Source organism: Geomonas agri (genome assembly GCF_020179605.1).
Classification (GTDB): domain Bacteria; phylum Desulfobacterota; class Desulfuromonadia; order Geobacterales; family Geobacteraceae; genus Geomonas; species Geomonas agri.
In genome coordinates this window covers 2,094,053-2,109,844 of the sequence record NZ_JAINZO010000001.1, presented here as the reverse complement: position 1 = coordinate 2,109,844, position 15,792 = coordinate 2,094,053, and the positions used below count along the sequence as shown (strand labels likewise).

Below are 15,792 nucleotides of genomic sequence, written 5' to 3'. Positions count from 1 at the left end.
ACTTTGTTCAAGAAGACTCCAAGGCGATTTCTTGTTGGTTTAATTTCATATACCTCTTCACCGTGAGGAACTTCCACTTCTAACAATAGGGGAAGATCACATACCCTGACTCTTATACGTTTTTGCGCCACTTTAAGCACCTCCTTCCTCATTTCAATTTTTTACGCCAATCCTTTGATGGCAGCATAAAGCTATCATCCAGGTCTTTTTTTGAACCAGCTGCTTCTGATTTTATGGAGTCGATGTCTTCAAATTTTGATCTTTCTTCGAGTTCCGAAGCCCATGCTTTACATTCACTATAGGGAATATAGACATAGGGCCTACCACCTTCTTCGAGAGTTTTCCGTCCTTTTATCAACTTGCTATCAGTGGTGATGCTGAAGCAGAAACCAGTCAAACGCCCTTCTTTGAGCCGTTTATGTACGCCTGCCCTAGTTGCATAGGTGTAAAGGGACGCACCGCCAGGAGAGACAGCGCCTTCTCCTGCACAAATTTCAAACACGGCATCGCTCCAAGCTCGGAATTGCTGCCTATCTCCGACAGTCTTGTATAGCCGTGTGCCGGGGGCTGCTTCCCCGATAATTTCTTTGTACTGGTCGGGGATATCTACGAAAGGAAACGCTTTTTTCATACTCGGCCCTCGTTTAGTTGACGTTATGAAAAACGTAAATACTCTATAGTTGACGTAGTGTCAACCAATAAGTTTACATTTTGACAACTCTAATTAGGGGGGATTAGAATGTTTTTGATTTAAAAAAAAAGACATGCTAAAAAAAGGACAGATTTTGCTAGAAGTGGGCTTTGCGTGACGGGGGGGGCGTAAGGGGACACACAGTGACCCACTCCCCTATGAAATACTGAGCCTTTACAGATTGAGGGTGGGGTCTCAAGATGCCGATGGTAGGTATGTTTACGGAGAGTGCATGAGAGTATTCGCTTCACTTAAAAATGACATCAACGAAGGGCATGTTTGGCTACTTAAGGAAGGGCTTCTTCCTAGATCTGTAGTTAAGGTTATTAACACTAAGAATGGTAAGGCAATATACTGTGAGGCACTACAAATAGATAATAATTTCCTGCGTGAGTATAATAAACAACCTCGCTTTATTATTGATGACCCTGTTAATTCTATTGTAATGAACAGTTGGTTCAGGGCAAAACTTGATATATTCAATACTCAGGAAAATTATGATATTAGCGTGGTTGCAACTAATTCTTGTAAATTCAAGATTCGCGCAGGTATTGACCACCCACAGCTTGTAGTTCGTGTTGCTGTTTGGCTTGGTATTGTTGGTGCTGTCTCAGGCGTAATTGGCGTTTTATTAGGAATGTACAGTTTAAAGCAGAGTTGGAAATAATAGTTAATTGTATATGGAATGCATTTTTAATTTGACTGATAAATTTTTCTAAAAGTAAAGGGGGGGGGACATGATTGTGTCTAGGTTTGGGGTAATTTTATCAATAGTGTCGTATATATTATTGATATTATTGTCATGCGAATTAAATTGTTTTGCATCAAGTCATATTCCTAATATCGACCTACTTAAATGCACAATAGATAACAAACCATTCTCAACTCAATCTATTTATTCTTTTAGTGAGCAATATAATGTAGAGCCTGTTGGAAGAGGGGCAGTATTAGAGGCCAAATTGCTTGATTATGGAGTTGTTGCAAACGGTGATAATGGTGGCAGTAAAGACGATCCAGCCACATATGATATTTATTTTGAAGATTATAATCCAATCAATCCCAAAAGGGTTGAGACAGGCGTAAAAGCTTATCCAAAAAAAATGGCTTTTGGAATACACCGTGATGCATCACTTGATAATGTAGTTAAACAGTTAATCAAATCAAAATCAAAGTATATTGCATTTAAGGGTGGACCTGCTTGTATTTATTACCAAGGTTTTTGCGGCGAATTCGGTGGGATAATTATCATTCAGTTAAACAAAGCATACGAACTTGAAGTAAAGTTTGATGAAAGAGATAAGATACTGTATGCTATAATAAGAGGCGGACGCATAGAAGATAGAATCAACAACAATATGTTTGATTCAATGAAAGTTATATCAAAAAGGTTATAATATATAGTACCGGATTGATTTGTGTAGTATGGCTAAAATATTTATATATGCGTACATGTCGAGGCATTGCTGTCCCACTATTTTCAATGTCTTGACCTGTAATTTCACAGTGATTGTGGATCGGCATCGAATTTTAACCAGGTATCGGGTCCAACGGTGACCCACCCCCTATGAAATATTGAGCTTTTACAGATTGAGGGGTGGGTCTCAAGATGCGGATGGTGGGTTAAAATTGGTTGCCGATTGACACATGTTTAACTAAAGAAGCATTGTTTTAGCATGTTACCGTTTCGGCAGGATTATTTCTTAACATATAATGTTCAGTTAGGCTTGTTGAGGGGATCTGTTCAACTCACCCCCTACGATAGCCGCACAAACAGAATTTATATCTATTTTAGGCTGGTCAATGAAAATATTTAATGTATCTAATACTTTGTGGGAGGTATTGTGGGGAAGAGGAAAAATTGGGAATTCCTTTCATCTTCCTTTCACTTATGGTTGTTGCTCAAGTTAGATTTAGATAGATTTATTTGGACTGGGGCCGGTGGAGTGTGTTGGGTAATATGTTGAAAAAACTGTGTTGTTGCTTTGTGTCGCGTGCGGACAGCCAGTTTTCGAACCCCGTTTCCCGCTCCATCTATCTACAAGGAATCTTCACGGATTCTTCTTTTTAAGCCCCGGCTTCCGCATGAACTTTCACATGCAGCCGGGGCTTTCGCTTATCTGCCCTTTTTCAAGTCCCGCCCGAAGTAGGCGAGGATCCTCAGCCGGTCCTGCTCCAACCCTTCCACGTAGCGCCCGTACACCTCATAAATCGTCATTTTGGGGGCATGTCCCATCAGGTTCACCAGTCGGTTCTGGTCCACCCTGATGATGAGGGCCGCACCTGCACCCTATTTCCCCTATCTCAAATCCCATCAGTGGCAGTCACAATCATAACTACTGTCTCAGTAAGGAACTGTGGTCAGTAGTAGGCATGCTTTTTAAAACAGTTTCGTGTATGTTTATTCATCTGAATCTGATGAGAAAGGTTGCTATGACCTCGGGATGAGAAAAATCGGGCATCGCACTGAACTTGTGAAGCTTACGCCGGCACAGTAGCGCCGGCGCAACACGTTTCACATTAGTGAATTCGCGGTTATTCCCGCCAAAAGACAGGTCCCACTGGCAGTGTCACTTGTCCCCAGTCAGCCGACTCACTCATCCAGCTATTTTAGAAGAGATTTTTTAAATTTGTTTTCATTGTAACATTTTGGATCAAATCTTGTAATGATTGGTTTATAAGCCTATGTCTATGTGTTTGAGTGCAGTTCTCGTCGGGAAAACAGGTGTCTGTGGTCGTTAAGGTCGTTATGTTCTCTTTGGGGTGAGCTTGTCTGTTACTTTGTGACAGGAACCCGACTGTGCCCCTGGTAACTGCAGCGCAGCTTTAAGAGTTGTTGTACGGATAGTTCGGAAAAGTTTCAAGATGGCACCGCGTTCAGCGGAAAGTCGCCGCTGACCGTCTTTTACTAAGACAAGGGGGGCTTTATGTTGAAGAGAGTACTATCTGTTCTCGTCTGCCTGCTGACGGTGGGGGTTCTGTATGCTTGGTCCGCTACCACATGGCAGTTGCAGACGAAGCTGAGTACGACGGGTGGAACGCTCAAGGTGCGCAACAATGCCACCCAGACCACTGCCGGCAGTGTCGTGTACACCAACTTCACCACCAGCGCCAATGTGCCGGTGACGGTCTCGGCGAATGTGGGGTACAAGATCTCCGCCTTGACCAAGAGCGGCACTGCGGTGCCTCTCGGCAACTACACCACCCAGTATGCGACGACCTTCAACAAGGCAAACGGCACCACGCAATCCCTGGTGGCCGGTTTCATTGCGAGGCAGTACAAGGTAACTGCCACCGCCGTAGGGCCCGGCAGCATCTCTGCCACTTCCGTACTGGTCTCCTATAACAGCTCGGCGGTTCTGACGGCAACGCCAACCTATACCAACTGCTACCTCATGGGGGTGACCGGCGGCACCGTGGCCGATATCTACGGAAGTCCTGTCAGCTACCCCTACGGTGGTGCTGTCAAGATCACCGTCGCCAATGTCACCGGGCCGCGAACGGTGACCGCAACGTTCATGCAGGCCGCCGTCAATGCCGGTGTGGACCAGGTAGCGCAGACCAACCAGGTGGTCAACCTGACCGGTACCCTCACCGGAAGCGGCACCCTCGCCTGGAGCTTTGTGAGCGGTCCCGCCACCGTCGACACAAGCGCCTGGAACACCCTGACCCCCTCCTTCATCCCCGTCGTTCCGGGTACCTACGTTCTGCAACTGGCAGAGATGGCGGGGACCAAGACGCTTGCCTCCGACACGGTACAGATCACCGTCACCAGCTCGGTAACCGGCTACATGCGCACCAATTGCAACGGCTGCCACAGCTCGCACGGGGTGTACCCTTCCACGGCGTTCTCTTTGTGGTCGACCGGATCGCACAAGACGGCCGGGATACACTGCATAACCTGTCACACCAATTCGGCGATGCCAACGCCGGTCAACACCAACACGGTGAACAGTTCCACGTTCACGATCGCCTACGCAAGTGCCGGGACCGTCGGATCCAATTTTTGCGCTACCTGCCACCCGACCTCGATCGTCACGGCATTTTCCGGCTCGCCCCACAATGCCAACGGCCTGACCTGCTCGACCTGCCACACGGGGGGCGGCCACCGGCCTGACGTCGCCGACAGTGTCTGCAACGGTTGCCACCGCGACTCCAGCGGCAACGTGGCCAACCACCCGTTTGCCATCGGCGCCAATCCCTGCATCGCCTGCCATAACCCGCACAGTACTGCAGGAAGTGCCGCAGGGGCGACCTCCGTGCACTTCAACACCATGACCGCCGCCGGCTACCCGGCCTCCTACGTGACCTCGCGCTCCAACTGCTCCAACTGCCATGCCGACAGCAGTGCAAACCTCGCGGTGCGTCAGCAGTGGGCGCGCTCGGCACACGCCGCAGTCGCGGATGCTCCCTGGAAAGGGGAGGACTTCAAGACCAAGGCGGGCTGCGTGCAGTGCCACACCACAACCGGCTTTGTGGCCTGGTCCAGCGCCAAGATTACCGCAGCCTGGGGAAGCGCGGCCGACAAGACTAAGGAGGTGCTGAGCTGTGTCGGCTGCCACAGCGACATCAGCAACGGGATCCTGCGCTCAGTCACTCCGGTGCGCCCCTATGCCGAGGACTCCGGTTACCAGAACCCGAACCTCGGCAAGTCGAACATCTGCCTTGGCTGCCACAGCGGCATCAACAACGGGCAGAGCATCGCGGTCCGGCGCGATAACTACGCCGATTTCGGCAACCTCAAGTTCATCGATCCGCACTTCATGGCGGTGGGCGGCACCAGCTACGCCAAGGGTGGGTACCACTTCCCGGGGCGCAGCTACAGCGGCGAGTCTACCCACACCAGGCTTGGCCTAAGCGACGCGAGCGGCCCCTGTGTCGCCTGCCACAAGAACGCCAGCAGCGGCCACACATTCGTCACCGGGGCGCTGCCGGTCTGTGCCAGCTGCCACGGTAGCTCCCTTAGCGAGGCGGGGCTTGCCGCTGAGCGCGCTGCCTTCCTGAACGGGCTGGAGATTCTCAAGGCGCAGCTTGCCGCTAACGGCTTCGTGACGACCTCCCCGACTGCCGGTTTCAGCACCACCAACTGGGGCTCCGGAGAGAACGGGGCCAACACTATGGGGGCCGCCTTCAACTACGTGCTCCTGGCCAGCGAGCCGGGGGGCTACGCCCACAACCCGAAGTACGCGCAGCAACTGCTGCTCGACTCCATCGATTTCCTCGACAACGCTCAGCTGGACAACTCGGTAGCAACCCTGGCGATCCCCAATCTCGTCGCCTCGGGTGCCATCAGCCAGGCCATGGCGGACAGCTTCGCCATCTACCAGGTGAAAGACAGCTGCACCACCTGCCACGGCGGCAGCGCGGCCAGCGCGACGCCGATGGCCACCGGTGGGCACAGCGCCCACGTAACCCTCGCCTACGGCCCGGGGAACTACTTCGGTAACGGGGTGACTGCCTGCCAGAACTGCCACAGCTTCGATCCTGCCACCCACTTAAACGGCTCGGTGGATCTCATCAACGGGGCGGGTTCCGCCTGCGTCGGCTGCCATCCGGGCGGTCTCCCCTCCTGGAGTGGCGGCCGGTTGTCCTGCACCTCCTGCCACGCGGCGCAGCCGTCGGTACTGCCGAACGGGGTAGCCGCACCGTACCAGGCGAACTTCGACAGCACCGGTCATGGCCGCTACGTCGCAAGCAGCAGGTGTACCGACTGCCACGATCAAAACAGCCGGCACATCTCCGGGGCGCTCGGTTCCTACACCCGCCTGTCCGTTTCCGGAAATACCCTGTGTGCCTCCTGCCACAACAACGCTGCGCTGGTTCGCCCGGCATTCCTCAACATGAGCAGCCACTTCACCGCCAAAGGGAGCGGCCAGACCATGGGGTGCGTCGCCTGCCACGACACCCACGGCAGCGCCAACCATTCCATGATCAGATCCATGATCAATGGCGTCGCCATCACCTTTACCAACAGCACCACGGGGCTGGTCGACCAGGGGACCAACCTCGGGCTTTGCCAGGTTTGCCACACCGTAACCGCGCACTTCCGGGCCGGGGTTCCGGAGACCGGCCACCCGAGCACCGGCTGCCTGAACTGCCATCGCCATAACGCTGCCGGAGGTGCCTTCAAGCCCTTTGGCACCTGCGACGCCTGCCACGGCTATCCGCCAGTGCCCAAGCGCGTCGGTCTTAGCTTCGGCACTATGAACAACTGGTCCGGGGCACGCTTCGAGTCCTACTCGGGCGGTGGCGGAGCGCACTTGTCGCACGTGGCGAAGACGGCCAAGGCTTCGGAGGGATGGAACAACTGCACGCCGTGCCACAGCGGCGGAGCGGCCAACCACCTCATGGTGCTCCCCATCAAGGACCACCAGTCGAACGTGACCGTTACCGTCGATACCCAGTACAGCTTCACTGCGGGTTCTGCGCCGCTGTACGATTCCGGGAAGAGCTGCTCGAACGTATCCTGCCACGCTGTGAAAGCCGGCAGCTTCAGCTATTACTCGTACAACGCGGGAACCGATGAGTACGATTTGATCACGGTGAACTACGGTGGTGCACAGCGTACCCCGGCCTGGAACGCGACCGGCCAGCTGTGCGCGGCCTGCCACGGCAATCCGCCTGCGAACGGCAGGGTATGGCACAGCGGGCAACACGGCAACCAGGGCCCGACCTCGAGCCTGAACCAGTGCCAGTTGTGCCACCCCGACGTGAGCAGCGTGAACGGCCAGGGGACGACGATCACCAACCCGGCGCAGCACCGAAACGGCACGGTCAACGTGCAGGGGGCGTTCAAATCGACCTGCTTCGGGTGCCACTAGGCCTAGGGGAGGGCTCGGACCGGCGATCTCGGTCCGAGCCGTGCTGGGAGATTACGAGCGGGAACTATCTGAGGAGGATATCGGCATGAAACGGTTTGTGACGATTTTGATTGCGTCCGGCTTTATGGGAACTTTGTTGTTGTGGGCCACGGTGTGCACTGCGGAACCGGTACCCGGGGGGACGACGCTGGCCACGGAAAGCGACCTCCCGTCGCTGCCGCCAAGCGGCAAGGTGGTGAGCGACACCGCTCCGCCCAAGGCGGTAGTGGGCATGATCTGGGTGGACAGCAGCAGCAACATCGAGTACATCTTCGACGGCAGCAACTGGGTGCCGCATACTCCCCCCGCCGAGCAGCCGCCGCAGTAGGGAGGGCAAGGAACGGCGGCGCGGGAGCGTCGTTAAGATAACGTGGGGAACTCCGCATTCGGATGGCAGCTTTCGGCAACAAGTCAGGAGTGTCACTCTTTGCTTGACAGCAGGGGGGCGATGAGGTTAAGTCCGGTGGGAGCGGCCTTTCTGCTGCCGCGCATTTATCTCAGCCAAAGGATCAACATGACAACCTTGCCTAAATGCCCTTCCTGCAGTTCCGAATATACCTACGAAGACGGCGCGCTCTACGTCTGCCCCGAGTGCGGCAACGAGTGGCCCCAGGCCGCAGCGGAGGCCGCACCGGAGGAGAGCGTGGTGCGTGACGCCTTCGGCAACCAGCTCCAGGACGGCGACTCGGTCACCGTCATCAAAGACCTCAAGATCAAGGGCTCCTCGCTGGTGGTCAAGGTCGGCACCAAAGTCAGGAACATCCGCCTGGTCGACGGCGACCACGACATCGACTGCAAGATCGACGGCATCGGCGCGATGCAGTTGAAGTCGGAGTACGTAAAAAAGGCATGAATAAGAAAGGGGATCATCTGATCCCCTTTCTTAGCAACATGTGCTCCCCGGAAGTCTGCGCCTCCGGGGTTTTTTTGCGTCCAAATTCTCTACCAGTTCACCGCACCCACCAACTTGCGAAGCATGATGATCAGGTCGGCGACGTCGACGGTCCCGTCGGGAGCGGGTCTGCCATCGGAACCCAACGGGGCGACGTCGAAGAGCCCCTTGTCGGTGTCGGAGAGCTGCACTTGCCCTAACATCCAACGGTAGGCGGTCTGTACTTCGGCCAGCGTGTAGCTGTTGGCGGCAAAGCTTGCAGCGACCGTGTGGGCGGCGGTCACGCCGCTCAAGGCGTAGCTGCCGTTGGCGACCTGGCCAAGGCAATCGCTGCCGTTGTCGGTAAGGGTGGCGAGGTGAAAGCCGGCCTTGGGCGTCATTGTGCAGGTGGCGCTGCCGCCATGTACGGTTTCGGCCGGACAGTTGATGGTGCCCATGTCATCTGTGCAGGTGGCGGTCAACGGGTAGAAAATGGCGGCGAAGTTGACGGCGATGGTGCAGTCCGCGGTGACCGGGGCGGTGGCGTAGGTCGCACCGGTGAGCACCCCTCCGCAACCGCTGGCGGAGGCGACGCGGTAGCCGGTGTCAGGCGACAGGGTGAAGCTGGCTACGGTCCCGTACTCTGCGGTCTGCACCGTCGCCGGGGCGATGCCGCCATGAGCGGCGGCTAGCGGGGTGATCTGGTGTGTGTCGATGCCAAAGCCGGCCGTCACGGTGACGTTGCCGGTCACTCCGGTCAGCACCAGGGGATTGGGGGTCGAGCTGAAACCGTTGCCGCCGATCCAGCCCAGGAAATGGTAGCCGGTTGCGGGGACGGCGGTAACCGCCGTGGTGCTGCCGCCATAATTAACGGTCTGCGTTGCGGTTCCGGTGAGCGTGCCGTGGTCGCCCGCCGTGTAGTTGACCGTGTAGGTATTGACCGCGAACACGACCCGCAGATCATGGTTGGCCGTCACCTCCGTGAATGGGTAGGTGTAGGAGGACGTCCCGGAGGCTGCCGGCTGGTCTGCGGCGTCGACCGCGACACTCGCGATGTGATAGCCGGTATCGGCCAGCGCGGTACAGGAAACGGTCCCGTTGTAGGTGACCGAGTATCCTGGGGTGCAGTCGATTCTCCCCCCGCTGCCGCTGGTAGTGAGGATGGTGTACAGCACCGGTGCGAAGGATGCGCTGATGGCGCAGTCGTCGGTTATCGGCCCGGTGGTGTAGGTGGCGCCGTCCAGGGTGCCGCCGCACCCGGTGGCCGAGGCTACCCGGTAGCCGGTGCCGGGGACCAGGGTGAACGTGGTAACCCCCTGGTAGGCAACCGTCTGGGGCGATGACGGGATGAGCGTGCCGTTGGCCGGGCTCCCCGGAGTGACCAGGTGGGTGTCGAGAGCGAAATGCACGGTTACCACGAGACCTGCGGACACGTTGGTCACCGTCAGGGGATTGGTCGTCGTGGTAGCGAAGCCGTTGTTTCCGGTCCAGTTCACGAAGTGCGAACCTGTGGCGGGGACGGCGGTGACCGCTGATGCCGTCCCGCCATGATCGACGTTCTGGTTACTGCTCCCGATGATGCTGCCGCTGCCGTCGACTGCGAAGGTGAGCTGGTAGTTGTTCAGGTCGAATGTCGCGGCCAGGGTATGGTCGGCATCCAGAGCGCCGAAGGAGTAGGTATAGCTGATCCCGCTTGCTGTCGCCTGGGTAACACCGTCCACGGTCACCGTTGCGACATGGTTGCCGGGGGTGGCGGTGGCCGTGCAGGAGATGGCGGTGCCGTAAGTGGCGGACGCTGAAGGTGTGCAGGTGAGGGTGCCACTGCCGGTGGTGCTGGTCGCAACGGTGTAGGTCTGCGGGGTGAATGAGAAGTTCACCGAGCAATCCGCCGTAGCGGCTGCCACCTCATAGACGTTGCCGCTAAGGGCGCCCGGCTGGCAGGTACCGCTGACGTTGCCGGCCAGCAGGTACCCGCTGTCAGGTGCGACGGTGAACGCTGCCGCCGACCCGTAGGCGACGGTGAGCGGGTTGGGGGATGTGATACTGCCGTTGCCGTCGGTAACCGCCGCGGTCAGGGTGACTTGGACGGGGTTGCGCACCAGCATCACCATCCGGCCTAAGACTGGGGGATCAGTATTCCAGCTTTCCGGGTAGGCGGCCCCGACTGGGTGGACGATCCACTTGTAGGCCGCGGAGTAGTTGAGGTCGGTGTCCGAGGTCCAATAGTAGGTATGCTGCCCGTTCACGAACCCCTGGCTGTTCAACCACGCCCCGCCGTCGGAGACGTTCTGGCTGCTGATGCTCAGCATTTCCTTGCGGTTGGGAAGCCGCCATGCCCCCGCCACTGAACCGTCGGCCAGGCCGCACGGACCGCTGGCGAAGGAATTCGCGGCGTCCAGCGCCTGTTGCCAGGTTACGATGCCGAAGCAGTTGGCATTCTGGAGCCAGACCAGGCCGGTCATGGTGTCGGTCAAGGTGCCGTTGCCGTTATCGGTAAAGCGCGGCGAGGGCCACTCGTGGCCGATCTGGGTTTCGCCATCCATACCGGTTCCGGCGCAGTCTATCACGGTGCCGGCAACGTCCCAGCACAGGGTCTGGCCGGTCCTGGGAAGCTGGATGGTGGCGGCATGTGCCGCGGGCGCAGCTAGTGTCATTACTAAGAAGCAAAGTACCGTAGTGAACCACATGACGGCCTCCTGAATCGTGAGCGCCGAAATACCCGGCGTCTACTGTATGGTCGCGCTGACGGTGGGCGAGACGCCGGTGATGGTGGCCCCCCGCAGATCGACAGCCCGGAAGTCGGTGGTGGAGAAGTCCGATGCCTTGGGAAAGCTGCCGCTGTTGATACCGCAATAGACCTTGGCGAACTCGCCGGTCGTGAAGCCGGCCGAGGCGCTGCTGGCGAGTACCACCCGCAACGAGCCGGCAGTGCTGGCCGTAGATGGGACCAGGGTCGTCAGTGTCACCGCGTTCTGGGCCGTGGTCTGTCCCGCCCCGGTCACCACACCGGCGGCCACCGCGCCATTGGCGTCGGTGGCGACGGTGACGCCGGCGGGAATACCCAGGGTGACGGTAAGGCCGGCAATGGCGGTCCCTTGCTGCAGTGAGCCGGACGTGGACAGGGTCACCACCGCGCTGGTTGGCTGTACTGGGGGTGGCAGCGGAGGAGTCACCGTGCCGCCGGTGCCGTTGTCTCCGGCCCCCCCTCCGGTGGTGCCCCCTCCGGTTCCACCACTGCTGCCGGTTCCGGCACTGCCACCTCCACCCCCGCAACCGAAGGTCAGCAACAACAAGCACACCAGAAAAGCGTATCTGAACATCTGGCACCTCCTGCCCTCCGGGCGACCGAGCGTCCGGGGCTGTCGTTATGCTCTGTCGGTTAGCGTCCTCCCCGCACCGGCCACACGAAATGCGGTTCCGTCGTCTTGCTGGCGCCGTTGACCGCACCGTCTGGAAAGTAGACGTAGCGTGCCCGCAGCGGGTGGAAAGCATTGGTAGTGGAAGACAAGTAACCCGTGTTCTGAACGCTAGTGAAGGGATGCCCGGTGGGGAGAGCCGGGTTGATATTGGAGATGTCCACCAGGCTCTCAAGTTCGAGGATGTTGGGCAGGCGCCAGTCACCGGCCAGGGAGTTGTCGGACAGGCCGCAAGTACCGGACTGCAGGTTCTTCGCCAGGCTCATCGCATCCATCCAGAGCTGGGGGCCGAAGCAGTTGGCCTGCTTGAGCCAGATCAGCCCGGTGAGGTTGTCGGTGACCGTGCCGTCATTGTGGTCGGTAAAGCGCGGGGATGGTGGCGCCAGTCCCATCTGCAGTTCCCCGTCCTGTCGGGTCCCAGCACACGGTACCTGCGCCCCGCTCGTGTCGTAGCAGGTCTTTTGCCCGGTCTTCGGCAGTTGCACCACTCCGGCACCGGCTTCTCTCAGCAGCGGCAATGCCAGGAGCAGCACCACCGCCGCAACGCTCATCCATCTTCTGTTCACGACATCTGCATCGATGTTTTTGGCTCTCATGGGATGCCTCCTTAGGTCGCGCTGCCGGTTGTCAGGCGCCGAGGGTACCGGCTCGGCCACCGCAACAGCTCTCGCCTGAATAGGAAGAAAGGTTGATGTTTTAACGAATTCTAACGATACCCGACGGACGGGGCGTGACAATGGTCACAGGTCACAAATGGAGCAGGTTTTTGCCGCCCAGGGAGGGCGGATGTCGGAGGGGGCTCTTCTCACCCAGAGCCAAGCCTACCCTGTTCGTCATTCATGCCTTCTTTCACTAGTTTTTGATCTCGGTCAAGGCGCTCCTGCCACTAACGCCTACTATCGATGTTACCAATGGGTAACGGGGGCGTGATGACAATGACAGAGAGTGAACCTGGCAGCGCGGTGTACCGCGCCATACTGACCAGCATGGGCGAGGGGATCATCTTCGCCGACCACACCAACAAGATCGTCTGCGTCAACGCGGCTGCCGAGCAGATCCGCGGCATCGACGCAGCCAACTACCTGGGGCGCGACCTCCTGGCCATCCACTCGCCGCCGGCCCGGCCGCGCATCGCCGCCATCCTGGCCAGCCTCAAAAGCGGAACCCTCGCCTTTCACACGCGTCCCCTGGAGGTCAAGGGACGCATCTTCGAGAACAGCTACTATCCCATAAAGGACGGGGAGGACGGCTTCGTCGGCACCCTTATGGTGAGCCGCGACATCACCGAGCGGGAACATTTAAAGGAAGAAAACTCGGTGCTGCGCGATCAGCTGTTGAGCGAAAGCTCCTTCGGCGGCATGATCGGCCGCAGTCCCGCCATGCAGCCCGTCTTCCAGATGATCCGCTCGACTGCTCCGCTTGACTCCACCATCCTGATCACCGGAGAAAGCGGCACCGGCAAAGAACTGGTGGCGCGCGAACTGCACGGCAAGAGCCGGCGCAGCGGTGCCCCCCTGGTCAAGATCAACTGCGCCGCACTTCCGGAAAACCTGCTGGAATCCGAGCTGTTCGGCTTCGAGAAGGGGGCCTTTACCGGCGCCCTCAGGGAGCGCAAGGGGAAGTTCGAACAGGCCCACCGCGGCACCCTGTTCCTGGACGAGATCGGCGAGCTCCCCCTGTCGGCCCAGGCCAAGCTTTTGCGCGTCCTGCAGGAGAAGACCGTGGAGCGCATCGGCGGCAGCCGCGAGATCCAGGTCGACGTGCGCATCGTGGCAGCCACTAACCGCGACCTGCGCCAGGACGTCGCCGCCGGGCAGTTCCGCGAGGACCTCTTCTACCGCCTCAACGTGATCCCGATCGAGCTCCCCCCCTTGCGGGAACGCCTGGAGGACATCCTGCCGCTTGCCGGCGTCTTTTTGTCCCGTTTCGCTACCGAGATGGGGCGGCCGGAGCTGAGGCTCTCCCGGGAGGCCAAGGAGGCACTCTTGAGCCACCGCTACCCCGGCAACGTCAGGGAACTCAAGAACGCCATGGAACGCGCCACCGCGCTGTGCACCGGCGACACCCTCACCATCGCCGACCTCCCCGCCGAATTCGGCCACCTTGTGTTGCCTACGCAAACCGCAACGCCACTGTCCTCTACTGCCCAAGGGTCGGTCCTTTCCTGCAAGCTCGACGACCGGGAGGCCGAGTTAATCGAGCAGGCGCTGGCCGCCACCGGCAATCGGCGCGCAGAGGCCGCGCGCCTCCTGGGTATTTCACGCAAAACCCTCTGGAAGAAGATGAAGCGTTACCAGTAGGTAACGTCGCGTTACCCATCCGCCACCGTTGCTCCTTCCGATGTCTTCTCAAGACAATGGAATTCTCATGATTTATGGCTGAATGTCACCGTGGCACGGTCCCTGCTCAAGGTAATCTAGATCGTTACCCGTGTCGGCGGCTGCCGCGCAAGGCGGGAAATCAGAACAGAGGAGAATGTGATGAAGATGCTGCGAGGATGTGTCGTCATGGCGGTGGCGGGGGTGGCCCTGGCGGGAGCCGGCTGCTCCCCGAAGAAGATCGAGGTTTCCGAGGTGCGCCCGGCCATTGCGGACGGGACCGTTGACCCGGCCGAGTGGGGCAAGCTCTACCCGAAGCAGTACCAGCTCTGGAAGCAGACCTCCGAGCCGACCCCGGCCGGCAAGAGCAGGTACAAGAAAGGGTGGGACGTCGGCGAGGAGAACCCGGACAAGATCGACGAGTACCCCTTCCTCGCGCTGCTGTACAACGGCTGGGCCTTCGGGACCGAGTACAAGGAGCCGCGCGGACACTTCTACATGATCCAGGACCAGCTCGAGGTCGATCCCGGTCGCTACAAGGCGGGCGGCTCCTGCCTGACCTGCAAGACCCCCTATGCCCCGACGCTGCAGAGGCAGCTCGGCAAAGACTACTTCGCCAAGCCCTACCAGGAAATCCGCGGCAAGATCCCCAAGGGTGACCAGACCCTCGGCGTTGCCTGCATCGACTGTCATGACAACCGCGACATGTCGCTCAAAATTTCCCGCGGCTTCACCCTGGGCAAGGGGCTGGAGAAGCTGGGCGTCGACCAGTCCAAGCTGACTAAGCAGGATCTGAGGACCCTCGCCTGCGCCCAGTGCCACGTCACCTACAGCATTCCCAAGGACGCCGACATGAAGTCCACCGACGTCTTCTTCCCCTGGGACGGCAGCAAGTGGGGGGGCATCACCATCGAGAACATCATCAAGAAGCTCAGGAGTAACAAGCCGAGCGGGGAGTGGACCCAGAGCGTCACCGGCTTCAAGCTCGCCTTCATCCGTCACCCCGAGTTCGAGCTTTTCTCCAATAACAGCGTGCACTGGCAGGCTGGCGTCACCTGTGCCGATTGCCACATGCCGTCCACCGGAGAGGGTAAGGACAAAGTCTCCGATCACCGCATCATGAGCCCGCTCAAGAACGACCTGAAGGCGTGCAAGCAGTGCCATGACGAGTCGCCGGCGCAAATGCGAGAGAAGATCTTCGCCATCCAGGACCGGGTCATGTCGCAGTTCATCCGCTCCGGTTACGCCACCGCTACCGACGCCAAGCTGTTCGAGATGGCCAACAAGGCACGCGCCTTCGGCAAGAAGCTTGATGAAACGCTCTACGCCCAGGCCAAGGACCATTACGAAGAGGCCTTCTACCGCGTGGTCTTCATCGGGGCCGAAAACTCGGTTGGCTTCCACAACCCCGGCGAGGCGCAGCGCGTCCTGGGTGACGCCATGTCGCACGCGGCGGCAGCCGAGCGGCTGTTGCGGGAGCTGCTGGTCAAGGCGGGGGTGGACGTGCCCGCCAAGGTTGACCTTGAGCTGGCGAAATATCTCAACAACCGCGGCGTGAAGAAGCTGATGTTCAAGCCGGAACAGGAGATAAAGGATCCATTCGCGGGTAAGTAGCCTTGCCATTACGGGGGCGGCGCCT

At 58.4% G+C, this 15,792-nt stretch carries 11 protein-coding genes; 7 read left to right on the top strand and 4 right to left on the bottom strand.

Annotated features, from left to right (window positions below; translation table 11 throughout):
- Window positions 1-148: 148 nt before the first annotated feature.
- Complete coding sequence (locus tag K7R21_RS09115) at window positions 149-631, bottom strand: hypothetical protein (RefSeq protein ID WP_224982949.1); 483 nt, start codon at window positions 629-631, stop codon at window positions 149-151.
- Window positions 632-923: 292 nt separating this feature from the next.
- Between K7R21_RS09115 and K7R21_RS09110 the strand changes: the two genes are divergently transcribed.
- The 5 genes from K7R21_RS09110 (at window position 924) to K7R21_RS09090 (ending at window position 8,401) form a co-directional block, all read left to right on the top strand.
- A complete protein-coding gene (locus tag K7R21_RS09110; protein WP_224982948.1) occupies window positions 924-1,358 on the top strand; it encodes a hypothetical protein in 435 nt (144 codons plus the stop codon).
- 70 nt (window positions 1,359-1,428) lie between these two features.
- The gene (locus K7R21_RS09105; RefSeq protein ID WP_224982947.1) at window positions 1,429-2,085 is read left to right on the top strand and encodes a hypothetical protein; all 657 of its coding nucleotides are present in this window, start codon (window positions 1,429-1,431) and stop codon (window positions 2,083-2,085) included.
- Window positions 2,086-3,615: 1,530 nt separating this feature from the next.
- The gene (locus K7R21_RS09100) at window positions 3,616-7,509 is read left to right on the top strand and encodes a multiheme c-type cytochrome (protein ID WP_224982946.1); all 3,894 of its coding nucleotides are present in this window, start codon (window positions 3,616-3,618) and stop codon (window positions 7,507-7,509) included.
- An 85-nt stretch (window positions 7,510-7,594) separates the two neighbouring features.
- Window positions 7,595-7,876 carry a hypothetical protein gene (locus K7R21_RS09095; RefSeq protein WP_224982945.1) on the top strand — a complete coding sequence of 94 codons (282 nt, stop codon included), beginning with the start codon at window positions 7,595-7,597 and terminating at the stop codon, window positions 7,874-7,876.
- Window positions 7,877-8,062: 186 nt separating this feature from the next.
- A complete protein-coding gene (locus K7R21_RS09090) occupies window positions 8,063-8,401 on the top strand; it encodes a zinc ribbon domain-containing protein YjdM (protein WP_224982944.1) in 339 nt (112 codons plus the stop codon).
- An 89-nt stretch (window positions 8,402-8,490) separates the two neighbouring features.
- Here K7R21_RS09090 and K7R21_RS09085 read toward each other — a convergent pair whose 3' ends face one another.
- The 3 genes from K7R21_RS09085 to K7R21_RS09075 are packed head-to-tail and all read right to left on the bottom strand — an operon-like array spanning window position 8,491 to window position 12,431.
- Window positions 8,491-11,106: an InlB B-repeat-containing protein gene (locus K7R21_RS09085; RefSeq protein WP_224982943.1), complete on the bottom strand. Its 2,616-nt coding sequence runs from the start codon at window positions 11,104-11,106 to the stop codon at window positions 8,491-8,493.
- Window positions 11,107-11,145: 39 nt separating this feature from the next.
- Window positions 11,146-11,739 carry a hypothetical protein gene (locus K7R21_RS09080; RefSeq protein ID WP_224982942.1) on the bottom strand — a complete coding sequence of 198 codons (594 nt, stop codon included), beginning with the start codon at window positions 11,737-11,739 and terminating at the stop codon, window positions 11,146-11,148.
- A gap of 59 nt (window positions 11,740-11,798) precedes the next feature.
- Window positions 11,799-12,431 carry an Lcl C-terminal domain-containing protein gene (locus K7R21_RS09075; RefSeq protein WP_224982941.1) on the bottom strand — a complete coding sequence of 211 codons (633 nt, stop codon included), beginning with the start codon at window positions 12,429-12,431 and terminating at the stop codon, window positions 11,799-11,801.
- A gap of 333 nt (window positions 12,432-12,764) precedes the next feature.
- Between K7R21_RS09075 and K7R21_RS09070 the strand changes: the two genes are divergently transcribed.
- Together K7R21_RS09070 and K7R21_RS09065 are read left to right on the top strand one after the other, a co-directional pair.
- Window positions 12,765-14,135 (top strand): sigma-54 interaction domain-containing protein, encoded by a 1,371-nt coding sequence (locus K7R21_RS09070; RefSeq protein ID WP_224982940.1) that lies wholly within the window; start codon window positions 12,765-12,767, stop codon window positions 14,133-14,135.
- A 180-nt stretch (window positions 14,136-14,315) separates the two neighbouring features.
- A complete protein-coding gene (locus K7R21_RS09065; RefSeq protein ID WP_224982939.1) occupies window positions 14,316-15,767 on the top strand; it encodes an ammonia-forming cytochrome c nitrite reductase subunit c552 in 1,452 nt (483 codons plus the stop codon).
- The last annotated feature ends 25 nt before the right edge of the window (window positions 15,768-15,792 follow it).